At 38.6% G+C, this 22,133-nt stretch carries 28 protein-coding genes; 2 read left to right on the top strand and 26 right to left on the bottom strand.

Annotation, left to right across the window (positions count from 1 at the left end):
- Window positions 1-79: 79 nt before the first annotated feature.
- The 15 genes from atpG to ABH960_RS02065 form a co-directional block, all read right to left on the bottom strand.
- Complete coding sequence (atpG, locus tag ABH960_RS01995) at window positions 80-940, bottom strand: F0F1 ATP synthase subunit gamma (protein WP_002016283.1); 861 nt, start codon at window positions 938-940, stop codon at window positions 80-82.
- A 205-nt stretch (window positions 941-1,145) separates the two neighbouring features.
- Window positions 1,146-2,654: a F0F1 ATP synthase subunit alpha gene (atpA, locus tag ABH960_RS02000; RefSeq protein ID WP_113936192.1), complete on the bottom strand. Its 1,509-nt coding sequence runs from the start codon at window positions 2,652-2,654 to the stop codon at window positions 1,146-1,148.
- Window positions 2,655-2,665: 11 nt separating this feature from the next.
- Complete coding sequence (gene atpH / locus ABH960_RS02005; RefSeq protein ID WP_002113044.1) at window positions 2,666-3,208, bottom strand: F0F1 ATP synthase subunit delta; 543 nt, start codon at window positions 3,206-3,208, stop codon at window positions 2,666-2,668.
- Window positions 3,205-3,711, bottom strand: a complete 507-nt coding sequence (gene atpF / locus ABH960_RS02010; protein ID WP_002113045.1) for a F0F1 ATP synthase subunit B — start codon at window positions 3,709-3,711, stop codon at window positions 3,205-3,207. The genes atpH and atpF overlap by 4 nt, the downstream gene beginning before the upstream one ends.
- Before the next feature lie 128 nt (window positions 3,712-3,839).
- A complete protein-coding gene (gene atpE / locus ABH960_RS02015) occupies window positions 3,840-4,058 on the bottom strand; it encodes a F0F1 ATP synthase subunit C (protein ID WP_000052064.1) in 219 nt (72 codons plus the stop codon).
- Window positions 4,059-4,114: 56 nt separating this feature from the next.
- The gene (gene atpB, locus ABH960_RS02020; RefSeq protein WP_002089740.1) at window positions 4,115-4,834 is read right to left on the bottom strand and encodes a F0F1 ATP synthase subunit A; all 720 of its coding nucleotides are present in this window, start codon (window positions 4,832-4,834) and stop codon (window positions 4,115-4,117) included.
- Between the two features lie 7 nt (window positions 4,835-4,841).
- A complete protein-coding gene (locus ABH960_RS02025; protein WP_002016288.1) occupies window positions 4,842-5,234 on the bottom strand; it encodes an ATP synthase subunit I in 393 nt (130 codons plus the stop codon).
- Window positions 5,234-5,458: an AtpZ/AtpI family protein gene (locus ABH960_RS02030; protein WP_002089742.1), complete on the bottom strand. Its 225-nt coding sequence runs from the start codon at window positions 5,456-5,458 to the stop codon at window positions 5,234-5,236. Before ABH960_RS02030 ends, ABH960_RS02025 begins: the two co-directional genes overlap by 1 nt.
- 26 nt (window positions 5,459-5,484) lie before the next feature.
- A complete protein-coding gene (locus tag ABH960_RS02035; protein ID WP_000232963.1) occupies window positions 5,485-5,598 on the bottom strand; it encodes a DUF4024 domain-containing protein in 114 nt (37 codons plus the stop codon).
- A 376-nt stretch (window positions 5,599-5,974) separates the two neighbouring features.
- Window positions 5,975-6,604 (bottom strand): uracil phosphoribosyltransferase, encoded by a 630-nt coding sequence (upp, locus tag ABH960_RS02040; RefSeq protein WP_002139017.1) that lies wholly within the window; start codon window positions 6,602-6,604, stop codon window positions 5,975-5,977.
- Window positions 6,605-6,875: 271 nt separating this feature from the next.
- Entirely contained in the window at window positions 6,876-8,117 is a 1,242-nt protein-coding gene (gene glyA, locus ABH960_RS02045; protein ID WP_242310796.1) for a serine hydroxymethyltransferase, read from the bottom strand.
- A 253-nt stretch (window positions 8,118-8,370) separates the two neighbouring features.
- A complete protein-coding gene (locus ABH960_RS02050; RefSeq protein ID WP_404442624.1) occupies window positions 8,371-8,943 on the bottom strand; it encodes a TIGR01440 family protein in 573 nt (190 codons plus the stop codon).
- Window positions 8,944-9,009: 66 nt separating this feature from the next.
- Complete coding sequence (gene rpiB, locus ABH960_RS02055; protein WP_002089748.1) at window positions 9,010-9,453, bottom strand: ribose 5-phosphate isomerase B; 444 nt, start codon at window positions 9,451-9,453, stop codon at window positions 9,010-9,012.
- Between the two features lie 96 nt (window positions 9,454-9,549).
- Window positions 9,550-9,990, bottom strand: a complete 441-nt coding sequence (locus tag ABH960_RS02060; protein WP_404442344.1) for a low molecular weight protein arginine phosphatase — start codon at window positions 9,988-9,990, stop codon at window positions 9,550-9,552.
- A gap of 247 nt (window positions 9,991-10,237) precedes the next feature.
- Window positions 10,238-10,735 (bottom strand): PTS sugar transporter subunit IIA, encoded by a 498-nt coding sequence (locus ABH960_RS02065; RefSeq protein WP_002016294.1) that lies wholly within the window; start codon window positions 10,733-10,735, stop codon window positions 10,238-10,240.
- 387 nt (window positions 10,736-11,122) lie between these two features.
- Between ABH960_RS02065 and ABH960_RS02070 the strand changes: the two genes are divergently transcribed.
- Window positions 11,123-11,509: a DoxX family protein gene (locus ABH960_RS02070; protein ID WP_002068579.1), complete on the top strand. Its 387-nt coding sequence runs from the start codon at window positions 11,123-11,125 to the stop codon at window positions 11,507-11,509.
- A gap of 167 nt (window positions 11,510-11,676) precedes the next feature.
- Window positions 11,677-12,288 carry a flavin reductase family protein gene (locus ABH960_RS02075; RefSeq protein WP_404442349.1) on the top strand — a complete coding sequence of 204 codons (612 nt, stop codon included), beginning with the start codon at window positions 11,677-11,679 and terminating at the stop codon, window positions 12,286-12,288.
- Window positions 12,289-12,700: 412 nt separating this feature from the next.
- Here the strand turns inward: ABH960_RS02075 and ABH960_RS02080 are convergent, their stop codons facing one another.
- From ABH960_RS02080 to rho, 11 genes are all read right to left on the bottom strand, one after another.
- Window positions 12,701-12,979 (bottom strand): DUF3935 domain-containing protein, encoded by a 279-nt coding sequence (locus ABH960_RS02080; protein ID WP_002034899.1) that lies wholly within the window; start codon window positions 12,977-12,979, stop codon window positions 12,701-12,703.
- Window positions 12,980-13,060: 81 nt separating this feature from the next.
- Window positions 13,061-13,192 (bottom strand): hypothetical protein, encoded by a 132-nt coding sequence (locus ABH960_RS02085; protein WP_001037634.1) that lies wholly within the window; start codon window positions 13,190-13,192, stop codon window positions 13,061-13,063.
- Between the two features lie 19 nt (window positions 13,193-13,211).
- On the bottom strand, window positions 13,212-13,760 hold the full coding sequence (locus tag ABH960_RS02090) for a manganese efflux pump MntP (RefSeq protein ID WP_113936188.1): 549 nt from the start codon (window positions 13,758-13,760) through the stop codon (window positions 13,212-13,214).
- Between the two features lie 77 nt (window positions 13,761-13,837).
- Window positions 13,838-14,878 (bottom strand): L-threonylcarbamoyladenylate synthase, encoded by a 1,041-nt coding sequence (locus ABH960_RS02095; protein WP_113936187.1) that lies wholly within the window; start codon window positions 14,876-14,878, stop codon window positions 13,838-13,840.
- 108 nt (window positions 14,879-14,986) lie between these two features.
- Window positions 14,987-15,445 (bottom strand): GNAT family N-acetyltransferase, encoded by a 459-nt coding sequence (locus ABH960_RS02100; RefSeq protein WP_404442354.1) that lies wholly within the window; start codon window positions 15,443-15,445, stop codon window positions 14,987-14,989.
- Window positions 15,446-15,494: 49 nt separating this feature from the next.
- Complete coding sequence (spoIIR, locus tag ABH960_RS02105; RefSeq protein ID WP_404442357.1) at window positions 15,495-16,355, bottom strand: stage II sporulation protein R; 861 nt, start codon at window positions 16,353-16,355, stop codon at window positions 15,495-15,497.
- Window positions 16,356-16,755: 400 nt separating this feature from the next.
- Window positions 16,756-17,607: a peptide chain release factor N(5)-glutamine methyltransferase gene (gene prmC, locus ABH960_RS02110; protein WP_404442360.1), complete on the bottom strand. Its 852-nt coding sequence runs from the start codon at window positions 17,605-17,607 to the stop codon at window positions 16,756-16,758.
- A complete protein-coding gene (prfA, locus tag ABH960_RS02115; protein WP_002113060.1) occupies window positions 17,607-18,674 on the bottom strand; it encodes a peptide chain release factor 1 in 1,068 nt (355 codons plus the stop codon). Before prfA ends, prmC begins: the two co-directional genes overlap by 1 nt.
- A 476-nt stretch (window positions 18,675-19,150) precedes the next feature.
- Window positions 19,151-19,735, bottom strand: a complete 585-nt coding sequence (locus ABH960_RS02120) for a thymidine kinase (protein WP_002016305.1) — start codon at window positions 19,733-19,735, stop codon at window positions 19,151-19,153.
- A 110-nt stretch (window positions 19,736-19,845) separates the two neighbouring features.
- A complete protein-coding gene (locus ABH960_RS02125; RefSeq protein WP_000643447.1) occupies window positions 19,846-20,091 on the bottom strand; it encodes a type B 50S ribosomal protein L31 in 246 nt (81 codons plus the stop codon).
- A 448-nt stretch (window positions 20,092-20,539) separates the two neighbouring features.
- Window positions 20,540-21,811: a transcription termination factor Rho gene (gene rho / locus ABH960_RS02130; protein ID WP_002016308.1), complete on the bottom strand. Its 1,272-nt coding sequence runs from the start codon at window positions 21,809-21,811 to the stop codon at window positions 20,540-20,542.
- Between the last annotated feature and the right edge of the window lie 322 nt (window positions 21,812-22,133).

Raw genomic sequence — 22,133 nt, forward strand, 5'->3', positions numbered from 1 at the left:
CCTGCGAGGCACAAATCGCCTCTACGTCAAAAGCTCCATCCCCCTCTCATTCTGAACGAACCGCCTACGCTTTTTAATACTATTCTAACGCCGCTACTCCACCAACGATTTCCGTAATTTCTTGCGTAATCGCTGCTTGACGCGCACGGTTGAATGAAAGTGTAAGTGAATCGATAACTTCCATTGCGTTGTCTGTAGCACTCTTCATTGCTGTCATACGCGCCGCATGCTCACTTGCTTTACCGTCTAGTAATGCACCGTACACTAAGCTTTCTGCGTATTGTGGCAATAATACTTTTAAAATTTCTTCTTCAGAAGGTTCGAATTCATAAGCTGTCGTCGGTTTATCAGACGCCACATCCGTAAGCGGTAAAATTTTATTTTCCGTTACTTCTTGTGAAATTTTACTTACATAATGATTGTAGTAAATATACAGCTCGTCATAAGCACCATCTGCGAACATCGCAATTGCTCGAGAAGCAATATCTTTAATATCAGTAAATGATGGGTGGTCAGATAATCCAACTACTTCATCAATGATGTTAAAGCCGCGACGTTTTAAATAATCACGTCCTAGTCGTCCAAGCACAATAATTGAATATTGGTTTGAATCCATATTATGACGTTCACGAATTACGTTACTTACTGTACGTAATACGTTACTGTTATAACCACCTGCTAGTCCGCGATCAGATGTAATAACGATGTATCCTGTACGCTTTACAGGACGCGCATTTAGCATTGGATGATTAATCCCTTTACTTCCTTGCGCAATGCTCGCTACTACTTCTTGAATCTTTTCCATATACGGAACGAAAGATTTAGCATTTTGCTCTGCACGGTTTAACTTAGATGCAGATACCATCTCCATCGCTTTCGTAATTTGACTCGTTTTCTTTGTCGAGTTAATCTTCGCTTTTATATCGCGTAAAGATGCCACAGGTTTTCACCACCTTTTTTCCGGAAGTTGGCACGATTAGTAAGAATCCTCTTCCTAATCTACGTTGCAAGATATTCTTGCTCATGATTGAAGGAAAAGAATAGGTGCACCTACTCTTTTCCTTTACATAACCGTCAGCAATCTCAAAAGCTGAGATGCCTTTTATATGATCTAGCTAAGCCACAGTCGACTTCACTTTTAATTATTATTCAGAAGCTACGAATACTTTTTTAAATCCGTTAATTGCTGCTGCAAATTTGTCGTCATCCGCAAGTTTCTTAGTTGTGCGAATTTCGCTTAATAAGTCAGTTGCATTTGAATCTAACCAAGCATGGAATTCTTCTTCGAAACGAGTGATATCTACTACTGGGATATCATCTAGGAATCCACGTGTTAAAGCGTAAAGAATGATAACTTGTTTCTCTACACGTAACGGTTTGTGTAATCCTTGTTTTAATACCTCAACTGTACGAGCACCACGGTTTAGTTTCGCTTGTGTTGCTTTATCAAGGTCAGAACCGAACTGAGCGAACGCTTCTAACTCACGGTAAGATGCAAGGTCAAGACGAAGTGTACCTGATACTTTACTCATCGCTTTAATCTGAGCAGATCCACCAACACGAGATACAGAAGTACCCGCATCGATCGCTGGACGTACGCCAGAGAAGAATAGGTCAGATTGTAAGAAGATTTGTCCATCCGTAATAGAAATTACGTTTGTTGGGATGTAAGCTGATACGTCCCCTGCTTGTGTTTCGATGAAAGGTAGTGCAGTTAAAGAACCGCCGCCTCTTGCATCACTTAATTTTGCTGCACGCTCTAATAAGCGAGAATGTAAGTAGAATACATCCCCTGGATATGCTTCACGACCTGGAGGACGACGTAATAGTAATGAAAGCTCACGGTAAGCCGCTGCTTGTTTTGATAAGTCATCATATACTACTAAAACGTGTTTACCATTGTACATGAACTCTTCACCCATTGTTACACCAGCGTAAGGAGCTAGGTATAATAATGGAGCTGGTTGAGAAGCTGATGCAGTTACAACGATTGTGTAATCTAATGCACCGTGCTTACGTAGTGTTTCTACTACGTTACGTACAGTTGATTCTTTTTGTCCGATAGCTACATAGATACAAACCATATCTTCATCTTTTTGGTTAATGATTGTATCAAGTGCAACTGCTGTTTTACCTGTTTGACGGTCACCGATGATTAACTCACGTTGACCACGGCCAATTGGTACAAGAGCATCGATCGCTTTAATACCTGTTTGAAGTGGCTCATGAACAGATTTACGATCCATTACACCTGGTGCTGGACTTTCGATTGGACGAGTGTTTGTTGTATTGATTGGGCCTAAACCATCAACTGGTTGACCTAATGGGTTTACAACACGACCGATTAGTTCCTTTCCTACTGGTACTTGCATGATGCGACCAGTACGACGAACTTCGTCACCTTCACGGATTTCTGTGTAAGGTCCTAAGATAATGATACCTACGTTGTTTTCCTCTAAGTTTTGTGCTAGTCCCATAACGCCGTTAGAGAACTCTACAAGTTCACCAGCCATAACGTTATCAAGACCATGAGCACGCGCAATACCGTCACCAACTTGGATAACTGTACCAACATCACTAACTTCGATTTCAGACTGATAGTTCTCGATTTGTTGCTTTATCAGTGCGCTAATTTCTTCAGCTCTGATGCTCATGTGCTTCACCCCTATCTATTCTTCATTAATTCACGCTGAATACGTGCTAATTTTCCTTGTAAGCTTCCGTCGTAAATGCGATTTCCAATACGTACTTTAATGCCGCCTAGTAAATCTTCATCTACAACATTTTTCACGCGAATTGCATCTTTTCCTGTTTTTTTTGCAAATGCTTCTGCAATGTTAAGTTTTTCGTCTTCTGATAGAAGACGAATAGAATATACAGTTGCATCCGCTACGTTACGTTCTTCATTAGCAAGAACAACATATTCATCTGCAATTTCAGGTAGAATATCAATACGCTTGTTATCAATTAAAATATATAACGTATTTAAAATAGATTCAGAAACAGATGCGAATACGTTTGCAAGAAACGTTTTCTTCTGCTCTTTTGAAATGTTCGGTTGCGTTAAAAAGCTATGTAGTTCTCCGTTCTTTACATAAACGTTTTGTACAAGGCGTAATTCCTCTTCAAACATTTCTAATACGTGTTTTTCTTTTGCAATTTTGAAAAGAGCGACAGCATAACGTTTTGCTACAATCCCATTGCTCATCGCGCTTCTCCTACTTCTTTAATATAATCGCGAATTAACTTCACTTGATCTTCTTCTTTTAACTCTTTTTCAATTACTTTAGAAGCAATTTGAACAGATAAAGAAGCGACTTGTTCTTGTAAAGCAGCAATCGCTTGCTCTTTTTCGCGTTGAATTTCTTGTACAGCAGATGTTTTAATTGATTCTGCTTCTTCTTTCGCAGCAGCAACAATAACATCTTTTTGATCTACAGCTTGTTTTTTCGCTCTTTCGATTAACTCTTGTGCTTCAACACGCGATTGTTTTAACATTTCACGTTGTTCTTCTACTAACTTCTTCGCTTCAGTGTTACTTCTTTCTGCAGCGTCGATTTCATTAGTAACATGCTCTTCACGTTCTTTCATAATTCCCATTAAAGGACCCCACGCAAATTTGCGTAGCATTACTAATAGAAGTAAGAAAATGAACAATGTATAAGCAATCGTTCCAAATGGAATGGAAGCCCCTAATAATAAAGTTGGCACAAGGATTCACTCCCTTCAAAATATCTAAATTGATCATATGAAAAAAAAAGACATACGTTTAGTTCATAAAGCAATGGCGAAGAAAGTTCAAAAAACACTCTTCGCCATCTATGTAAGGGGAGTCTCCCTTATTTGTTCATTACGATGAAAGCAATAACTACACCGATAATTGGAAGTGCCTCAACTAATGCAACCCCGATGAACATAATTGTTTGAAGTGCGCCTTTTAATTCTGGTTGACGAGCAACACCTTCGATTGTACGTGATACGATAAGACCGTTACCAATACCTGCACCTAATGCTGATAAACCAATTGCAATTGCAGCTGCGATTACACCTAAACTCATTTAATTTGTCCTCCTTTGTATTATAAAAAAATAAATTTTTTCTTACTTAAATTATATTAATGGTCATGGCTTACTTTATGAGCCATATAAACCATCGTTAACATTACGAAAATAAATGACTGGATTGAACCAACGAATACGCTGAATCCCATCCATGCTAACATCGGTACAAGTGCACCTAATGCTCCTAAGAATGATGCCCCACCTAACTTAGCAAGTAATCCTAATAAGATTTCACCTGCGTAAATGTTACCAAATAAACGAAGACCTAACGTTAATGTGTTAGCAAACTCCTCAATAACCTTTAATGGGAATAAGAATTTCATAGGTTGGAAATAACCTTTAGCATATTCTTTCGTACCCTTCATCTTAATTCCATAGTAATGGGTGAGGGTAACTACCATCACGGCTAATGTTAATGCAACTGCTGGATCAGACGTTGGTGATCTCCACCATGCAATATGTTCGCCAGCCTCAACTGTTGAATACATGAATGGTAAACCAAGGAAGTTCGATACGATGATAAACATGATAAGCGTAACGCCAAGCGTTAAGAATCGTCCACCTGTTTTCCAGTCCATCGTACTATTGATAATCCCTTTCACGAAGTCAAACACCCATTCCATGAAGTTTTGCATTCCGGTTGGGCGAAGCGCTAAGCTGCGAGTTCCGATAACAGCGATTAAGAAAACAATAACTGCTGCTACAGTAACCATCATAACTGATGACAAATCGAACGTTAAACCTAGAAATTCAACTAATTTACCGTGTTCCACTAGTAATTCACCTCTCTTCCCTGCTCGTATACTCTAAATAAAGAAAATCTATGATCATGACAAGGTATCCTGTCAGCAATCCTACACCTAAGCCCCACATCGCAATTAACTCTTGATATTTGGCTGCAAATAAAATTAATAACCCAATCGTGGCGAATCTTGAATATGTACTTACCGCTGTCGCCTTAAACTTCACGTTTTCTCCATTTGTTACGCGATCTAATAGCTTGTCTGTTCTACGTGCAATGATGCGCAAACTAAGAAAACTGAAAATCGTTCCGATAATCAGCCCAAGAAATACATCCTTGTAAGAGGTAATTCCCCATCCTAGCACTAGAAGCGCAAGCAAGTAGTACATATATTTCTTTTGTCGTTGGACAAGTCCATGTACGTCTATCATCATTGCTCTCCCGAATAGTAATGTTGAATGAGTCGAATCATTGCGTATACCCCTGTTCCTAACCCGAGTAATAACCCTATAATAAGAAACAACGGAAACGTTCCAACCTTATTATCAATCCATTGCCCACCAAAGATTCCAATAAGAATAGAACCAACTAACTGAGCAAGTATTCCTGACATTAAAGCATACGCTTTTATATGGCTGCGATCGTTTTTTTGCAAGGATTCATCCCTCCAATATGTAACCCTCATTCACGATGTGTTAATAATAACTCATTTTTCTGCATAAATTCTATACAAAATAAAAAGTTTACATTTTCGTCACGGAATAGATGCATTTTTGTCACTGAAAGCCCTACCATCTATCCCCGTTGTTAGCATACAATAGGGTATTAACAGTGTCAACGAGAAATCGTAAAAAATCAAAAAATTTGAGTATTAGGCATTTCCTCCCAAAAATGAAAACGTTCCCCTTCTAAATACTGGTTAGAGATATGCAATTTCTAACAGTTTTCTCTTTATAATAGAAGAAAATGTTCACAAGTTTGTCACTATTATATTTTTAAGATATAGCGCTTTCCTTCCATAATATAGTGTCCCCGAGACGTAAGACTTCTATATTATATGTGATGTGTATATAACTTATGTTGTATATACCCTGTATATTTATCTCCCCCTCCCCCGTGCGCTGAGGGCGAAAAAAAAACGAGCGGGGAATCCCCCCTCTCGTCTTTTGTCTTACTTCGTTCCGAATAAACGGTCACCAGCATCACCAAGACCTGGAACTACATAACCATGGTCATTTAACTTCTCATCTAATGCCGCTACATAAATATCAACATCAGGATGCTCTTCCTGCACTACTTTTACTCCTTCTGGAGCAGCTACGATACACATTAATTTAATTTGCTTTGCACCGCGCTTTTTCAGAGAATTAATTGCTTCAGCCGCAGAACCACCTGTTGCTAGCATCGGATCTAGTACGATAAAGTCACGCTCTTCTACATCCGTTGGAAGTTTCACATAGTATTCTACCGGTTGCAATGTTTTAGGGTCACGGTATAGACCAACGTGTCCTACTTTTGCTGCTGGAATTAATTTCAGAATTCCATCAACCATTCCTAAACCTGCACGTAAAATCGGAATTAAACCAAGTTTTTTACCAGCGATCACTTTTGTTGTCGCTTTGCTTACAGGTGTTTCAATTTCAATGTCTTGAAGTGGAAGGTCGCGAGTAATTTCGAAAGCCATTAAGCTTGCTACTTCGTCCACTAATTCACGAAAATCTTTCGTACCTGTATTCTTATCGCGAATATATGTAATCTTATGTTGAATTAACGGGTGATCAAATACATACAGTTTTCCCATGTGAATCTCTCCTTTAGATGATATTCATGCGTTTACACGCTTTTTTACACTATTTACGATTGTAAAGAAAACGCTACTAATATTCAAGGGCAAATTTGGTAAAATCGTGAATTAGAATGAATCTATCTAGTATCTTTACCAATTATGGGAGCTGTATCCTTCATTATATCGCCAAAATTTATTCATCATTTGTATACATACTTTAAAAATAATATATGTCCACAAAAAAGACTGCCAAAACAATTACGTTTCAGCAGTCTTTTTCAATCTATTATAGACTTGTATACATTGGGAATTTGCTCGTTAACGCTTCTACACGCTTACTTGCTTCTTCTAATGCAACTTCATTCTCATGATTTTTTAATGTATAAGCAATAAGTGCCGCAATTTCATCCATTTCTTCTAAACCGAAACCACGAGATGTTACAGCTGCTGTACCGATACGTACGCCGCTTGTTACAAATGGGCTTGCTGTTTCAAATGGAATTGTATTTTTGTTCACTGTAATACCAACTTCATCTAATACGTGCTCTGCTACTTTACCTGTAATTTCTAAGTTACGAACATCAATTAAGATTAAATGATTGTCTGTTCCGCCAGAAACAAGTGTAAGTCCTTCCTTTTGAAGGCCTTCAGCTAAACGATTCGCATTATTAATGATATTTTGTGCATATGTTTTAAAATCATCTTGTAGTGTCTCACCAAATGCAACAGCTTTTGCAGCAATTACGTGCATAAGTGGACCACCTTGAATACCAGGGAAGATTGATTTATCAATTTGTTTTGCAAATTGCTCTTCACATAAAATCATACCACCACGTGGACCACGTAATGTTTTATGTGTTGTCGTTGTAACGAAATGTGCATGTGGTACTGGGTTTGGATGTAAACCAGCAGCTACTAGACCAGCGATATGTGCCATATCAACCATAAAGTATGCGCCCACTTCATCTGCAATCTCACGGAATCGTTTGAAATCGATAACACGAGGATATGCACTTGCACCTGCAACGATTAATTTTGGTTTATGTTCTTTCGCTTTTGCTAATACATCATCGTAATTAATACGGTGAGATTCAGCATCCACGCCATACTCTACGAAATTATATTGTACTCCACTGAAGTTAACAGGGCTTCCGTGTGTTAAGTGACCACCATGAGATAAATTCATACCAAGTACTGTATCGCCTTGCTCTAAAATCGTGAAGTATACTGCCATGTTCGCTTGTGCACCAGAATGTGGTTGAACATTTACATGCTCTGCGCCAAAAATTTCTTTCGCGCGATCACGTGCGATATCTTCTACTACGTCTACGTGTTCACAACCACCATAGTAACGTTTTCCAGGATATCCTTCAGCATACTTATTCGTTAGAACAGAACCTTGCGCCTCCATTACTGCTTCACTTACGAAGTTTTCCGAAGCAATTAACTCGATCTTTGAACGCTGTCTTCCTAGTTCTGCCTCAATTGCAGCAAATACCTTTTCATCTTGACGTTTTAAATGATTCACCAAAATCCCCCTTTTCTGAACGAATTACATCAATTCCCAATAGTTTTTTCTCATTTATTCAGAAAAAACGAAAATTCAGGTTGTAATTCTTTCGAACCTTCATGTTTTCAACTACATTCTAACATGACTTTCTATATCATAAAAGAAAAAAAAAGACCAAAATTGGTCTTTTCTTTCTTCTATTATAAAGTCAGACTACATACCTTTTACCTTTCGATATAAAGCTGTTATAAGACTTTATAATTTTTCATGTTTAACGGCAAGGAATAGCTTCTTCATTTGCCGCATAAACGGCACGTGCTCCACCTATTAGTTTCCCACGTGTTTTTGCCATCGTTACATGCGCACTTCCTATTTCCTTCACACTTGTACGAATCGGTACAGCTACATGCTTTAAATGCATACCGATAAATGTATCGCCGATATCCATTCCTGCATCTGCTTTAATAAACTCAATTACTACCGGATCTTTAAAATTGTGATACGCATACGTCGCTAATGCACCACCTGCTGATCTAACAGGCGTAACTGTTACAATTTCAAATTGATATTTCATCGCTACATCTCTCTCAACTACTAAAGCACGATTTAAATGCTCACAACATTGAAACGCCAATTCAATACCTGTTCTCTCTTGAAATTGTTTTAATTCAGAAAAAATCGCCTCTGCCACTTCCATCGTTCCTGATGTTCCAATTCTTTCACCTAGCACTTCGCTCGTGCTACACCCCACTACAAAAATTTGGCCTCTTTGCAGCGTGGCTTGTTCTTGGAAATCAGAAAGCGACATTTGTAGCTGTTCTCTTACCTTTACGATTTCTGTCATTACGCCTCTTCCTTTCACAGGTTGGTTCACCAAATTATATTTCATACTACTTATAGTTAGAATCTATTACTTTGTTTCGTACGTTTTAATTTTTCCTACGCGGTTTTCGTGACGGCCACCTTCATAGTCAGTTGTTAGCCAAATTTTCGCGATATCACGCGCTAGACCAGCTCCAATTACACGCTCGCCCATTGCTAACATGTTAGTGTCATTATGCTCTCTCGTCGCTTTCGCACTGAAAGTATCATGAACTAATGCACAACGAATACCATTTACTTTGTTTGCTGCGATTGACATGCCAATGCCTGTCCCGCAAACTAAAATACCACGATCCACTTCACCATTCGCGACCATTTCTGCTGCTGGAAACGCAAAATCAGGGTAATCAACAGAACCAGCTTCACATTCACAACCTAAATCAATATATTCAATATTTAACTCTTCTAATAAATTTACAAGTTCTTTACGGATATTCATACCGCCGTGATCAGATGCTACTACTACTTTCATTTTTACCCCTCCGAAGTTTCAATCAATTATCTTCATTTCACACTCGCTACCTTAATGGAACAAAGTGATCTCCAATATCGTATTATACACGAAACATCAACCTTCTGAATGTTTTTTCAGTAAAGTTTGTACAAGTTTTTCCATCTCTTCTAACGTTTCTTTATAAATAGAAAGCGATCCACCAAATGGATCTGAAATATCCTTACTTACACCCTCAGTTAATCCATATAATGTATCCAATTTCTTTTCCACGCTCGGGTAATACCCAAGTACAATTTGCTTATGGTTTTCCGTCATTGTTACTACAATATCCGCCCAATCAACCAAAGCATCGTTTACCTGCTGCGCGGCATGATCGATTACAATTCCTTTTTCAGCTAAAGCTTCCTTTGCATGTATCGACGCATCGCTTCCAGGATAGGCGAAAACACCAGCAGATTGCACTTCAAATTTACCTTCTCCATAATGACGAAGCAAAGCCTCAGCCATCGGACTACGGCATGTATTTCCAGTGCAAACAAATAACACCCGTTTCATCTAAACCCACCCCTTTTTTTCTGTTTCCTACCATTTATCATAGCGTACATTAGAATAGAACAAAAGAAATGTGAATATACGAAAGGCGCATTTCTCTTATATTTTTTCTAAGAAAAATGCGCCTTATCCACATATATGTGAAACCCTATTTCCAAGTGCCCAAAGTATTTCACCATACATAATGAACACACTACGAAACAAAAGAAGGAATCCATTTCATATGAAACGGATTCCTTCTATCAAATAATTATTTCATTGTAACTTTCATTACTTCTGTTGAACCTTTTGTAGCTGTTACACCTACAGTTGTCTTAATAGACTCAGCTGCATCTGTGTTTGTAATAACGATTGGAGTAATTGTGCTTTTCGCTTTTTCACGAATTAATTCTAAGTCGAATGAGATTAATTTATCTCCAGCTTTTACAGCTTGTCCTTCAGAAACGTGAGCTTCGAAACCTTCACCTTCCATTTTTACAGTTTCTAATCCAACGTGGATTAAAATTTCTGTACCGTTTTTCGCTTTAATTCCAATAGCATGTTTCGTGTGGAATAATTGTACGATTTCACCATCAACTGGAGATACAACTACACCTTCAGTAGGATCGATCGCAACACCGTCACCCATCATACGACCAGCGAATACTGGATCTGGTACTTCTTCAATATTTTTCACTGCTCCAGTTAATGGAGCTACGATTGTTTCTTCATTTGTTTTTGAACCAAAACCGAATAATTTTTTAAACATAGGATAGTCCTCCTTATAATTTACCTAAAAGTTTATAGGGCAATCTCTATTCAAGATCGAAATACACGTAAGACTTCATACTTCGAATGTTATACTGTAAAAACTCTTTCGAAATAAATCATGTCATTACTACTAGACTCTTATTGTAGCGCTTCACAAAATTCCAGTCAATTCTGATTGTCTGAACAACAATGAGAAGTTAACTTCTACTTATATTTTCTCTTTTTTTCACTTACTTGTCTAGAGGTCTTTACTACATTTTATTTTTTGTTGTTAATTTGTAAAATTACTTTCAAATTTTTGTCGAAATCCACTTGACTAAAGTAAGTAACTATTTTATTATTACTTACATAAGGTAAGTTAATAACTTTTAGGAGGTTTTTTAAAATGATGGATATCGGTCTTCTTATTATTCGTCTTATTATAGGAATTACATTCATGGGTCATGGTGCTCAAAAATTATTTGGTTGGTTCGGCGGTTACGGCTTAAAGGGAACTGGCGGCTGGATGGAGTCAATCGGCTTACGTCCTGGTGTATTTATGGCATTTATGGCTGGCGCAACTGAACTATTAGGTGGTTTCTTATTCGCAGCAGGTATTTTCACTGTAGTTGGTTCATTATTTATCGTAGGAACAATGTTAGTAGCAATTTTCACAGTTCACGGAAAAAATGGTTACTGGGTAACACAAAACGGATTCGAATATAATTTAATGTTAATCGCTGTCGCTATCGGTGTAGCTTTAATTGGACCCGGCGCTTACGTTTTACTTTAATATTTATCTCTATTTCAAGATATTTACAAAAAAAGAGATTACTTCAGTACAATCGAGGTAATCTCTTTTTTTTACATCATCAAAAAAATATTATTTTCAGCAGGAGATTCCCATTGATATCTTGTAAAGGAACAATAAGTATTCATATTTAGAAAGGGGATTACAACATGTTATCCATTAATCCAAACGAACAAACCGAAAAAGATAATTACAAATTACTAACTGGAAGTATCATTCCACGTCCTGTTGCATTCGTTACTTCTGTAACTAAAGATGGCGTATTGAACGGTGCGCCATATAGTTATTTCAATATCGTCGCTGCCAATCCACCACTTATCTCAGTTTCAGTACAACGCAAAGAAGGAAAACCGAAAGACACTTCCAGAAACGCAATAGAAAAAGGGGAATTTGTCGTACATATTTCTGATGAATCTTACGTAGAAGCGATCAACGAAACAGCAGCGAACCTACCTCCTAATGAAAGTGAAATCAAATTAGCAAAACTAACACCGATTGACAGTGATGTCATTTCAGTACCAGGGGTTAAAGAAGCAAACATTCGAATGGAGTGCATATTAGAACGCGCTATCCCACTCGGCGGAACCGAAGACTCGCCAGCTTGTGACCTACTAATCGGCCGCGTCGTTCGCTTTCACGTCGCTGAACACTTATACGAAAACGGCCGAATTCACGCCGAAGAACTAAAACCAATAAGCCGCCTAGCAGGACACAACTACGCAAAACTAGGAGAACAATTTGAATTAGTGAGGCCCATTTAAAGGCGGAAGCGGCTCGTTCAGAATCGCAGGGCATTGGAACTCTCGACCTTGAAGCGCTTTTTGCTTCGAGCGAGAGAGTGAAATGACCGGAGATTCTAGCCGCTGGAGCTGGATACAACTAAAGGCGGAAGCGCCTCGTTCAGAATGAGAGGGGGGATGGAGCTCCTGACGTAGAGGCGCTTTTTGCCTCGCAGGAAGGCGCGAAGCCACCGACCATTCTAGCCGCTGGAGCTGGATAGATCTAAAAGCGGAAGCGGCTCGCTCAGAATGGTTCTTCCTCACAGAAGATGCTTTTTATCTTCTCGTGGGGAAGGTTCTTAGACTCAAGGGCCTAGGAGGGGGAGCTGGATGCCACCGAAAAGCTCCAGCTTCATCACTCAAACATACCCCCCCGCTGAAAGCGGGGGATTTTTTATCGTAATTCTTCGTTCTTCTCCTCTAATGCCGGGAATTTCTCTTTTTTAGATCTACCAAGCTTTATTACAAAGAAATATAAGGAAAGTAACGTAATAAGGAAAACAATTAAAAACGGGTACGGAGAATAAAAAGTACGCGCCGCCTCCGATTTTCCTGCAACAAACTTCAATGACTCAATATCTAAAAACTCAGCAAACATTTGTACACCGAGCATACTGAACCAAAAAACAAAAAAACTAATAATAATACCAAAAACTTGCTTCAATCTCGTCATCCATCTCATCCTTTCTATATTTGTAATTTTTTAGTGTGATCAATATAGTACAAACGAAACTATGCACAGAAAGGAACGATCTCACCATTCACGAATTAACTTAATCCAACCTAACATCGAAATTTGCAAAATAATACCCCAGATTATTAGCCTTCTTAGCCATCTAGGAAAGAAGGTTAAAAACTTAACATACCATTCCAATAACTTGTTCATAATTCCCTCCTATATAAAATTATATAGGAAAAAGGAGATATAATCCAAATCCAACCAGAATGATACCACCTACTATTTCACCATATGTACCAAGCATATTTTTGGCATGCCTACCGAGCAATAAACCCATCCACGCCAGTAACATACTTATTAGTCCGAACAATAATATCGTAATAATTGTCTCTGCTCCGTAAATTCCAAGACTAAGACCTACTGAAAAACTATCTATACTGACACCAAATGCAAATACAAATAAACTAATTCCAATTGGAGCAGTTCTAGTCTCTTCACTTTCTAAAATAGACGAATATACAATATAGAACCCTAGCCCAATTAATAAAATAGCTCCTGCAAAATTCGCGACATCCCCATACTTCTCTGATAGAAAACGTCCTAGTACCATTCCGATAAATGGCATAATAATATGAAATATCCCAATTGTCATACCTATATAAAGGATTTGTCTTAACTTTAATGTTACCATCCCCATACCGAGGCTCACTGAAAATGCATCCATCCCCAGGGCGAATGCCATAATTATTAAAGGTATTAATTGTTCAAGTGTCATTCATATCCCCCCTCGGACGTGCTACTTCACAATATGCTTATCCGAGGAAAAATATTCTGTTTGCTAAAGGTACATTATCATTCAGTGATAATATGATGTCCCGCAGCTTTTGTTAAACGATTCATAATTGCATTTCCTATGCCTTCATTCGGGAATGATTCACTAAAAATAACATCTACTTCACTTGCATCAAACGTTCTAAGCACATCATATAACTTAGTCGCAACGCTGGCTAAATCGCTTCGCACACCACAAGACAATACAACATCTGCACTATACACATGTTGATACTCTTCGGTCGTTAATACACCTACTTTAAATCCTTCTTTCTTTTTCTCATCCACAATACGTTGAATAAACTCACGGGATCCTTCAACAATACTAAGTGGCGCTTTCGGTGCATAATGTGTATATTTCATTCCAGGCGATTTCGGTTTTTCTTTCTCATCCTTTAAAGCTGGATCTAAAGAAACATTTCCTATTACTGCTTCCAATTGTTCCTGCGTAATCCCACCAGGACGTAAAATCGTCGGAACTTCGCTCGTACAATCAATTACAGTTGATTCAACACCTACTCCTGTCGCCCCGCCATCAACAATACCAGCAATTTTCCCATTTAAATCTTCATACACATGAGAAGCTAACGTTGGACTTGGGCGTCCTGAACGATTCGCACTCGGTGCCGCAACAGGCACGTTTGCCTCTTCAATAAGGGCGAGCGCTACTGGATGATCCGGCATCCTCACTCCGACTGTATTAAGTCCTGCCGTAACCCTCTCTGAAATCCCTTTTTTTCTCGGTAAAATGATTGTTAATGGTCCTGGCCAAAAATGCTCCATTAACTTTTCTGCAACCGGCGGAATTTCTTTTACGATACCATCTAACTGAGATTTTGTTCCTATGTGGACAATCAGTGGATTATCGCTCGGTCTCCCTTTCGCTTCAAAAATTTTCGCTATCGCTTCATCATCCATTGCGTTTGCTCCTAACCCATAAACCGTTTCCGTTGGGAAGGCCACCGCTTCATTTTCTCTTAATAATCTCGCTGCTTCTTTTAATTGTGGATAATATTTTTTTCTTTCCACAACATTATCCACAACCCACATATTTGTATGCATTTTTTCCCACGTCCTTTTCTACCATGAAATACTTGTCTATTTTTAGTTTACTATGAGATTTATCCAAAAGACAAACAAGGTTTATCCACAAAATGTGGATAAACCTTGTTAATCCGTGGATAACTTTGTGAATAGCTGACAATTTAGTATTATTGCATTTAGCTCTTTTATATTTTTACAAAAGTGTTCTAACTGTCGAATTCCCTCTGGCACTTCCTCTTTCTCTATAATGACAAAGTTAAAAAACTGAAAGATGGTCACAGATTGTGGATGATTTGTGAGTAAGTACAATTGTCGAATATCTTTTTCTTTCATATACTGCAAAAACATCTCGAAAAAATATAAGAAAGTCTGTTTATCCACATTAGGTGTGAATAAACAAGAACGGATAAGTGCATTTTCTCCACTTTGTTCATATCCAATTACCGCTCGTATTTCTCCCGCCTCTTCCAAGATCATAAATTGTGCGTACAACTCATTTATTTTATCATCTTTTTTATTAGCTTGTCCGAAAAAAGAATGTAATCTTTCTACATCTGCTTTCGTAGCAAAATACACGTTCTTCATAGTAAATCCCTCCTCATTGATATATATGAGGAAGGATTTATTAATAGCACTATTTAGAGAATAAAGATGTAAAAGCTTCGACGATAAATAATTTAACCTCTGGTTTCTCTTCCTCTTCTACTGTTACATACTCATTTTGCTTTTCTTGTTTTTGCTCCACAGGTTTCTCCACTTTTTCCACAGTTTTTGTTTCTACTTTTTTTACAGGCTGTTCTTCTACTTGTGTTTCGTGTTTTACTACTTTCTTTTCAGAATCTGTTACTTTTTTTGCGACTTCCTGCTTTACAACCTTCGTTTCTTTCACTTTACCCTCTTTCTTCTCTGGTACATCCACTACTTCCTCATCTTGCCCCTTAACTTCCCCCTCCTCAGGAGATTCAGCCTTCACAACATGTTCTTCTTTCCTTACAGCTGTACCACTTGAAAAATCTAAGAAACACATCGGTGGAAATAATACACACCACCAGTTTGCACCTTCACCTTTTCCAATTGTAATAAGTACCGCTTCATATTCTCCTGCCGGATAAATAAAATTCCCATATACCTTTGTAGGAAACTTCACATTCTTACCGAATTTCACTTGAAACGCCTCTTTACTTCCTTCTCTTTTCAGCGTATTCGCCACTGTCTTTTCAATTTCAGGAATATGATTTTGAATTACTTTTCGAGCTTCTTCAAATGACGTTAAATCCGCTACCCATCCATCAATTTGCGCTTTCACTTCATCACGTACTTTACGTTTTAATGCCTGATCTTTATCGGAATCACTATTAGCTAAAATACGTAATCGAACGGCCTCTTTCGGAATAACAGTAGGCCCTTTTGCATCAGCTTTCATATATCCAAACTGCACAAGTAACTGTGCACCAATTAATAATAAAAGAAAGTAAGCAATAACTTGTTTTTTCATTTCCTCCACCGTCCCCTCTAAAAACAGTGTGGACAGACTTTCATCTTTCTAAACTATTAAATTCAAAATCTATATGAATTTTTGTAACTAATCAGCCACTCTATGAAAAACCGACAGAAAAACATTTTTTTAAATAGACGAGAGGGACTGGCTATGCACAGGAGCGGTCAGGGCCTTTTCCTGCCACGCGCAAAGTTTTAAAACAAAGAAAGCTAGCAAAGTGTATGTCCATTTTTATCTTCGTGGCAGCAATCTATATGCTGAAAAATGAAAATAACTTTCTATAGGTAATAAGAGGCGTATTTTCTCTGGAATAATACCCCTTACCAAAATTCTAAATAAAATGTATGGCTGAGTAGTTACGAATTTTTCATACAAAAAATAGAGTAAGGCTTATGCCTTACTCCATCTCTGCAAATACCATGCGATCTTTTCCATTAATATCAAATACAACTTCAACTTGAGCGCGCGGGAAAGTTTGCTGTAATAATACTTTCACATCTTCACCTTGCCCTACACCAATTTCAAACGCCACAATCGCCTTTTTCTGTAATACATTCGGCAATTCTTCCATAAAACGACGATAGAAATCTAGTCCATCTTCACCACCAACAAGCGCACGCTTCGGCTCATGCTCCTTCACAACAGTAGAAAGACCACGCCAATCCTCCTCTGGTATGTACGGAGGATTGGAAACAACAACATCTAACTTCTGACCTGTTTCATAAAACGGAGACAGTAAATCGCCGTGATAGAAAGTTACATCCGCCCCTAAAGTTTTTGCATTTTCTTTTGCAACTTCAATCGACTCCTGTGCGATATCTACTGTATACACATGAAGATTTTTATTTTCTAAAGCGAGCGTAATAGAAATCGCTCCACTACCTGTTCCAATATCCGCTATGTGAAGCTCCTCATTACCGAAATGGCGCTCAATTCTCTCTAGTACTCCAACTATAAGTTCCTCTGTTTCCGGTCTTGGTATCAATACCTCTTCATTTACAAAGAATGATCGGCCATAAAACATTTCATAACCGAGCATATATTGGATCGGAATACCTTCTACATGCTTGTGGATAAATTCTGCAAAACTTTCCTCTTGTTCCGCAGTTATTTCTTCACGCATATTCATGAGCATTCCGGTTCTGTTCGTCTTTAATACATGACAAAGGACAATTTCTCCCGCATTTTCATCTCGTCCATTTTCCTGTAAAAAAGAAGAAGCCCATTTCAGGGCTTCATAGACACGCATTACTCAGCTGCCTCCATCTTTTGCGCCTGATCTTCCATCACTAAGGCATTGATGAAATCATCTAACTTACCTTGTAGGATTTGATCTAGCTTTTGAATCGTTAAACCGATTCGATGGTCTGTAACACGGTTTTGCGGGAAGTTATACGTACGAATACGCTCTGAACGATCTCCCGTACCAACAGCTTGTTTACGATTTTGATCATACTCAGCTTGCGCTTCTTGTCTAAATTTATCATAAACACGTGCGCGTAATACTTTCATCGCTTTTTCTTTATTCTTAATTTGTGATTTCTCATCCTGACAAGATACAACTACACCAGTCGGTAAATGCGTTAAACGTACCGCTGACATCGTTGTATTAACGCTTTGTCCACCAGGACCACTAGAAGCAAACGTATCAACACGAACATCTTTTTCATGAATATTAATTTCTACTTCTTCTGCCTCTGGTAGTACAGCTACAGTTGCTGTAGATGTATGAATACGTCCGCCAGATTCCGTTTCAGGAACACGTTGTACACGGTGAGCACCATTCTCGAATTTCAGCTTCGCGAAAGCACCTTTACCGTTAATCATAAAGATAATCTCTTTATATCCGCCTAACTCTGTATAGCTCGCTTCGATAATTTCAGTTTTCCAACCTTGCACCTCAGCATAACGGCTATACATACGATATAAATCACCAGCAAATAAAGCTGCCTCGTCACCACCAGCAGCGCCACGAACCTCAACGATAACGTTTTTATCATCATTAGGGTCTTTTGGAACAAGTAAAATTTTCAGACGTTCTGATAATGTTTTCTCTTGTCCTTCTAATTCAGAAACCTCTTCTTTTACCATATCACGCATATCAGCGTCTAACTTATCTTCTAACATTGCTTTTGCATCTCGTAATTGCTCCCGAACATCTTTATACTCACGGTACACCTCTACCGTGTCCTGAATATCAGATTGCTCTTTTGAATACTCACGAAGCTTATTTGTATCGCTAATAACCTCTGGGTCACTTAACAACTCATTCAACTTCTCATAACGATCTTCTACAGCTTGCAAACGATCTAACACACCATTCACCTCTACATCCTAGTATCTAATACAAATAGTATATGGTACTTAATCAAAAAAACGCAAATTATATTTAAAAGCGTAAGCGGCTTGCTCAGGATCGCAAGACATTGGAACTCTCGACCTTGAAGCGCTTTTTGCTTCGAGCGAGAGAGTGAAATGGCCGGAGATTCTAGCCGCTGAAGCTAGATAATATTTAAAGCGCAAGCGGCTCGCTCAGAATGGGAGGAGGTTGGAGCTTCTGACAGAGAGGCGCTCTTTGCCTCGCAGGAAGAAGCGAAACCACCGGCCATTCTAGCCGCTGGAGCTAGATAATATTTAAAAGCGCAAGCGGCTCGCTCAGCTCTGACTGGCTAAGGTTTTCTCGCACAAAAGGTGCTTTTCACCTTGAGTAGCGGCGGTTCTTAGACACGAAGAGCTTGCCACCAATCTTCATCTATTTTCGAAAAAAACCCGCTCTACATAGCGAGTTTCACTTATCTTTGTTTTGTAGGTACTGCATGACAATGACGACAACGTGGTTCATACGATTCTGAAGCCCCAACTAAAATAATTGGATCATCAAATGCCGCTGGTTCTCCATCGATTAAACGTTGCGTACGACTTGCAGGAGATCCACATTCAGAACAAACTGCCTGCAATTTAGTTACATGTTCAGCAATCGCCATCAGCTGAGGAACTTGTCCAAATGGTAGACCACGGAAATCTTGGTCTAATCCAGCTACAATGACACGATAGCCACGATTTGCCAATACTTGCACCACTTCCACAATGTCCCCATCAAAAAATTGTACCTCATCGATTGCAATAACATCCATTTCTTCTGTTACATGGTTAAATATATCTTTTGAAGCTGAAACAGGAACTGCTTTAACCTTTAATCCATTATGTGATACAACATCTTCTTCACTATAACGATTATCAATACATGGTTTAAATACAATTGCATGTTGTTTCGCAAATTGTGTACGGCGTATACGGCGGATGAGCTCTTCTGATTTCCCAGAAAACATACTCCCGCAAATCACTTCAATCCAACCATTTTGATTCATTAAGTACATTGAGCTCTCCTTTCATCTACTTTCCTAATCCAAAGTAGGGTAAAGGTTTAATATTTTCGCAAAAAAAACAGACAAGCGAATACATACACTTGCCTGTTTTATGTTCTTTATTACTTGATGCCGTATTTCTTATTGAAGCGGTCAACACGTCCGTCTGCAGTAGCAAACTTCTGACGTCCAGTGTAGAATGGGTGAGAATCAGAACTGATCTCAATTTTTAGTAATGGATAAGTGTTACCATCTTCCCACTCAACAGTTTCGCTAGAGCCTTTTGTAGACCCGCTTAAGAATTTGAAGCCAGTGTTCGTGTCCATAAATACAACTTTATTGTAATTTGGATGGATTCCTGCTTTCATTCTTTTCATCTCCTTCCGCCCTGAATCATTTTCGAAACAGAGTTTTTCATCTTCAGCTGCTTACACAACTATATTGATGAAACACATATGATGAAATTATAACAAGGCTAACTCCATTTTGCAACTACCTGTTTTTGTCTTTTTAAAAATTAAAAGCACAAGCGGCTCGTTCAGAATGAGAGGGGGATGGAGCTTCTGACGTAGAGGCGCTTTTTGCCTCGTAGGAAGACGCGAAGCCACCGACCATTCTAGCCGCTGGAGATGGAACTAGATACACCTTAAAGCGCAAGCGGCTCGCCCAGAATCGCAGGACACTTCAAGCTCTCAATCCAAATATGATTTCTATCTCAAAAAACAAATTTTTTCCATATATTACTCTCTCTAATATTCCCTTAAAAACATAAAAAACTCGCTTACTACGAAATAAGCGAGTCCCCATCTTTTCCCTTTACTTAGTGGTTACATACCTTTTTGAGTCTGCAACAATGTTTTGTAAAAATTCTTCATTTGTCTTTGTTTGACGAAGTTTACGTAAGAAGCCTTCAACAAAGTCTGGTGTATCACGCATTGTTTTACGAATACCCCACAGCTTGTCTAAATGTTCTTTCGGAATTAATAGGTCTTCTTTACGCGTACCAGAGCGACGAATATCAATCGCTGGGAAGATACGGCGCTCAGCTAATGAGCGATCTAAGTGAAGTTCCATATTTCCAGTTCCTTTAAACTCCTCGTAAATTACATCATCCATACGAGACCCTGTATCAACAAGCGCTGTTGCTAAAATCGTTAGGCTACCGCCCTCTTCGATATTACGCGCAGCCCCAAAGAAACGCTTCGGTCTATGAAAAGCAGCAGGATCAATACCACCCGATAAGGTTCTACCACTTGGCGGAATAACAAGGTTGTAAGCACGCGCTAAACGGGTAATACTATCCATTAAAATGACAACGTCCCTTTTATGTTCTACAAGACGCATTGCACGCTCTAATACAAGCTCCGCTACTTTAATATGATTCTCTGGCACTTCATCAAAAGTAGAACTTACAACATCACCTTTAACAGAACGTTCAATATCTGTTACTTCCTCTGGACGCTCATCAATTAAAAGTACAATTAATTCTGCTTCCGGATGATTTGTTGTGACACTGTGTGCAATTTCTTTTAACAGACTTGTTTTACCAGCCTTTGGAGGCGCAACAATTAAACCACGTTGTCCAAATCCAACTGGTGCGATTAAATCCATGATGCGTGTCGGTAACTTTTTCGTTTCCGTCTCCAATTTCATTTGGCGATCTGGGTATAACGGTGTTAATGCAGGGAAATGTACACGCTCTTTTGCTGAGTCTGGATCATCTCCATTTACAGCTTCAACTTGTAGCAATCCAAAATAGCGCTCATTTTCTTTCGGAGGTCGTACTTTACCAGAAACCTTATCTCCATTACGTAAATCGAAACGACGAATTTGCGAAGCCGAGATATAAATATCTTCTGAGCTTGGAGAATAATTGATAGGACGTAAGAATCCAAATCCTTCTGATTGAATAATTTCTAATACGCCTTCCATGAAAAAGAAACCTTCTTTTTCTGCTCGAGCTTTTAAGATAGAGAAGATTAGCTCTTTTTTCGTTAACTTGCTGTAATACGAAATCTTAAATTCCTTCGCAAGCTCGTATAACTCTTTTAATTTCATGTTTTCTAATGCTGCAATTGACAAATTCATTCAGACACCACACTTTAACTTTATTCTCTTTTCACATGGGTAAAGGGAAAAATACGGAAGGCAAATAAATAATAATGAAAGGCAATAAGTTCAAGTAGGATAATATTCACTATTGTAACCCTTTTATCTAGTTTTAATCAATACGTTGAAACACAAATACAAGAAGCGAAGACAAGAAAATTTGTCTTCGCCTTTTCATATTTCTTTCTTTTTTCTACACACCTGATTTTAAGGCAGAATAGATAAGGTATTTCTGCTTTTATTTAATCCAGCTTCAGCAGCTAGAATGGTCGGTGGTTTCGCTTCTTCCTGCGAGGCAAAA

It is taken from the genome of Bacillus sp. RC252 (genome assembly GCF_044909215.1).
In the GTDB taxonomy this organism is placed as follows: Bacteria; Bacillota; Bacilli; order Bacillales; family Bacillaceae_G; genus Bacillus_A; species Bacillus_A mycoides.

Bases quoted from the DNA above. Each gene is read 5' to 3' on its own strand.
- atpA (WP_113936192.1), bottom strand. From the start codon at position 2,654: ATGAGCATCAGAGCTGAAGAAATTAGCGCACTGATAAAGCAACAAATC.
- atpH (WP_002113044.1), bottom strand. From the start codon at position 3,208: ATGAGCAATGGGATTGTAGCAAAACGTTATGCTGTCGCTCTTTTCAAA.
- atpE (WP_000052064.1), bottom strand. From the start codon at position 4,058: ATGAGTTTAGGTGTAATCGCAGCTGCAATTGCAATTGGTTTATCAGCA.
- ABH960_RS02025 (WP_002016288.1), bottom strand. From the start codon at position 5,234: ATGATAGACGTACATGGACTTGTCCAACGACAAAAGAAATATATGTAC.
- ABH960_RS02035 (WP_000232963.1), bottom strand. From the start codon at position 5,598: ATGGTAGGGCTTTCAGTGACAAAAATGCATCTATTCCGTGACGAAAAT.
- upp (WP_002139017.1), bottom strand. From the start codon at position 6,604: ATGGGAAAACTGTATGTATTTGATCACCCGTTAATTCAACATAAGATT.
- ABH960_RS02050 (WP_404442624.1), bottom strand. From the start codon at position 8,943: ATGACAGAAATCGTAAAGGTAAGAGAACAGCTACAAATGTCGCTTTCT.
- rpiB (WP_002089748.1), bottom strand. From the start codon at position 9,453: ATGAAAGTAGTAGTAGCATCTGATCACGGCGGTATGAATATCCGTAAA.
- ABH960_RS02060 (WP_404442344.1), bottom strand. From the start codon at position 9,990: ATGAAACGGGTGTTATTTGTTTGCACTGGAAATACATGCCGTAGTCCG.
- ABH960_RS02065 (WP_002016294.1), bottom strand. From the start codon at position 10,735: ATGTTTAAAAAATTATTCGGTTTTGGTTCAAAAACAAATGAAGAAACA.
- ABH960_RS02070 (WP_002068579.1), top strand. From the start codon at position 11,123: ATGATGGATATCGGTCTTCTTATTATTCGTCTTATTATAGGAATTACA.
- ABH960_RS02075 (WP_404442349.1), top strand. From the start codon at position 11,677: ATGTTATCCATTAATCCAAACGAACAAACCGAAAAAGATAATTACAAA.
- ABH960_RS02080 (WP_002034899.1), bottom strand. From the start codon at position 12,979: ATGACGAGATTGAAGCAAGTTTTTGGTATTATTATTAGTTTTTTTGTT.
- ABH960_RS02085 (WP_001037634.1), bottom strand. From the start codon at position 13,192: ATGAACAAGTTATTGGAATGGTATGTTAAGTTTTTAACCTTCTTTCCT.
- ABH960_RS02090 (WP_113936188.1), bottom strand. From the start codon at position 13,760: ATGACACTTGAACAATTAATACCTTTAATAATTATGGCATTCGCCCTG.
- ABH960_RS02095 (WP_113936187.1), bottom strand. From the start codon at position 14,878: ATGCATACAAATATGTGGGTTGTGGATAATGTTGTGGAAAGAAAAAAA.
- ABH960_RS02100 (WP_404442354.1), bottom strand. From the start codon at position 15,445: ATGAAGAACGTGTATTTTGCTACGAAAGCAGATGTAGAAAGATTACAT.
- spoIIR (WP_404442357.1), bottom strand. From the start codon at position 16,355: ATGAAAAAACAAGTTATTGCTTACTTTCTTTTATTATTAATTGGTGCA.
- prmC (WP_404442360.1), bottom strand. From the start codon at position 17,607: ATGCGTGTCTATGAAGCCCTGAAATGGGCTTCTTCTTTTTTACAGGAA.
- ABH960_RS02120 (WP_002016305.1), bottom strand. From the start codon at position 19,735: ATGTACTTAATGAATCAAAATGGTTGGATTGAAGTGATTTGCGGGAGT.
- ABH960_RS02125 (WP_000643447.1), bottom strand. From the start codon at position 20,091: ATGAAAGCAGGAATCCATCCAAATTACAATAAAGTTGTATTTATGGAC.
- rho (WP_002016308.1), bottom strand. From the start codon at position 21,811: ATGAATTTGTCAATTGCAGCATTAGAAAACATGAAATTAAAAGAGTTA.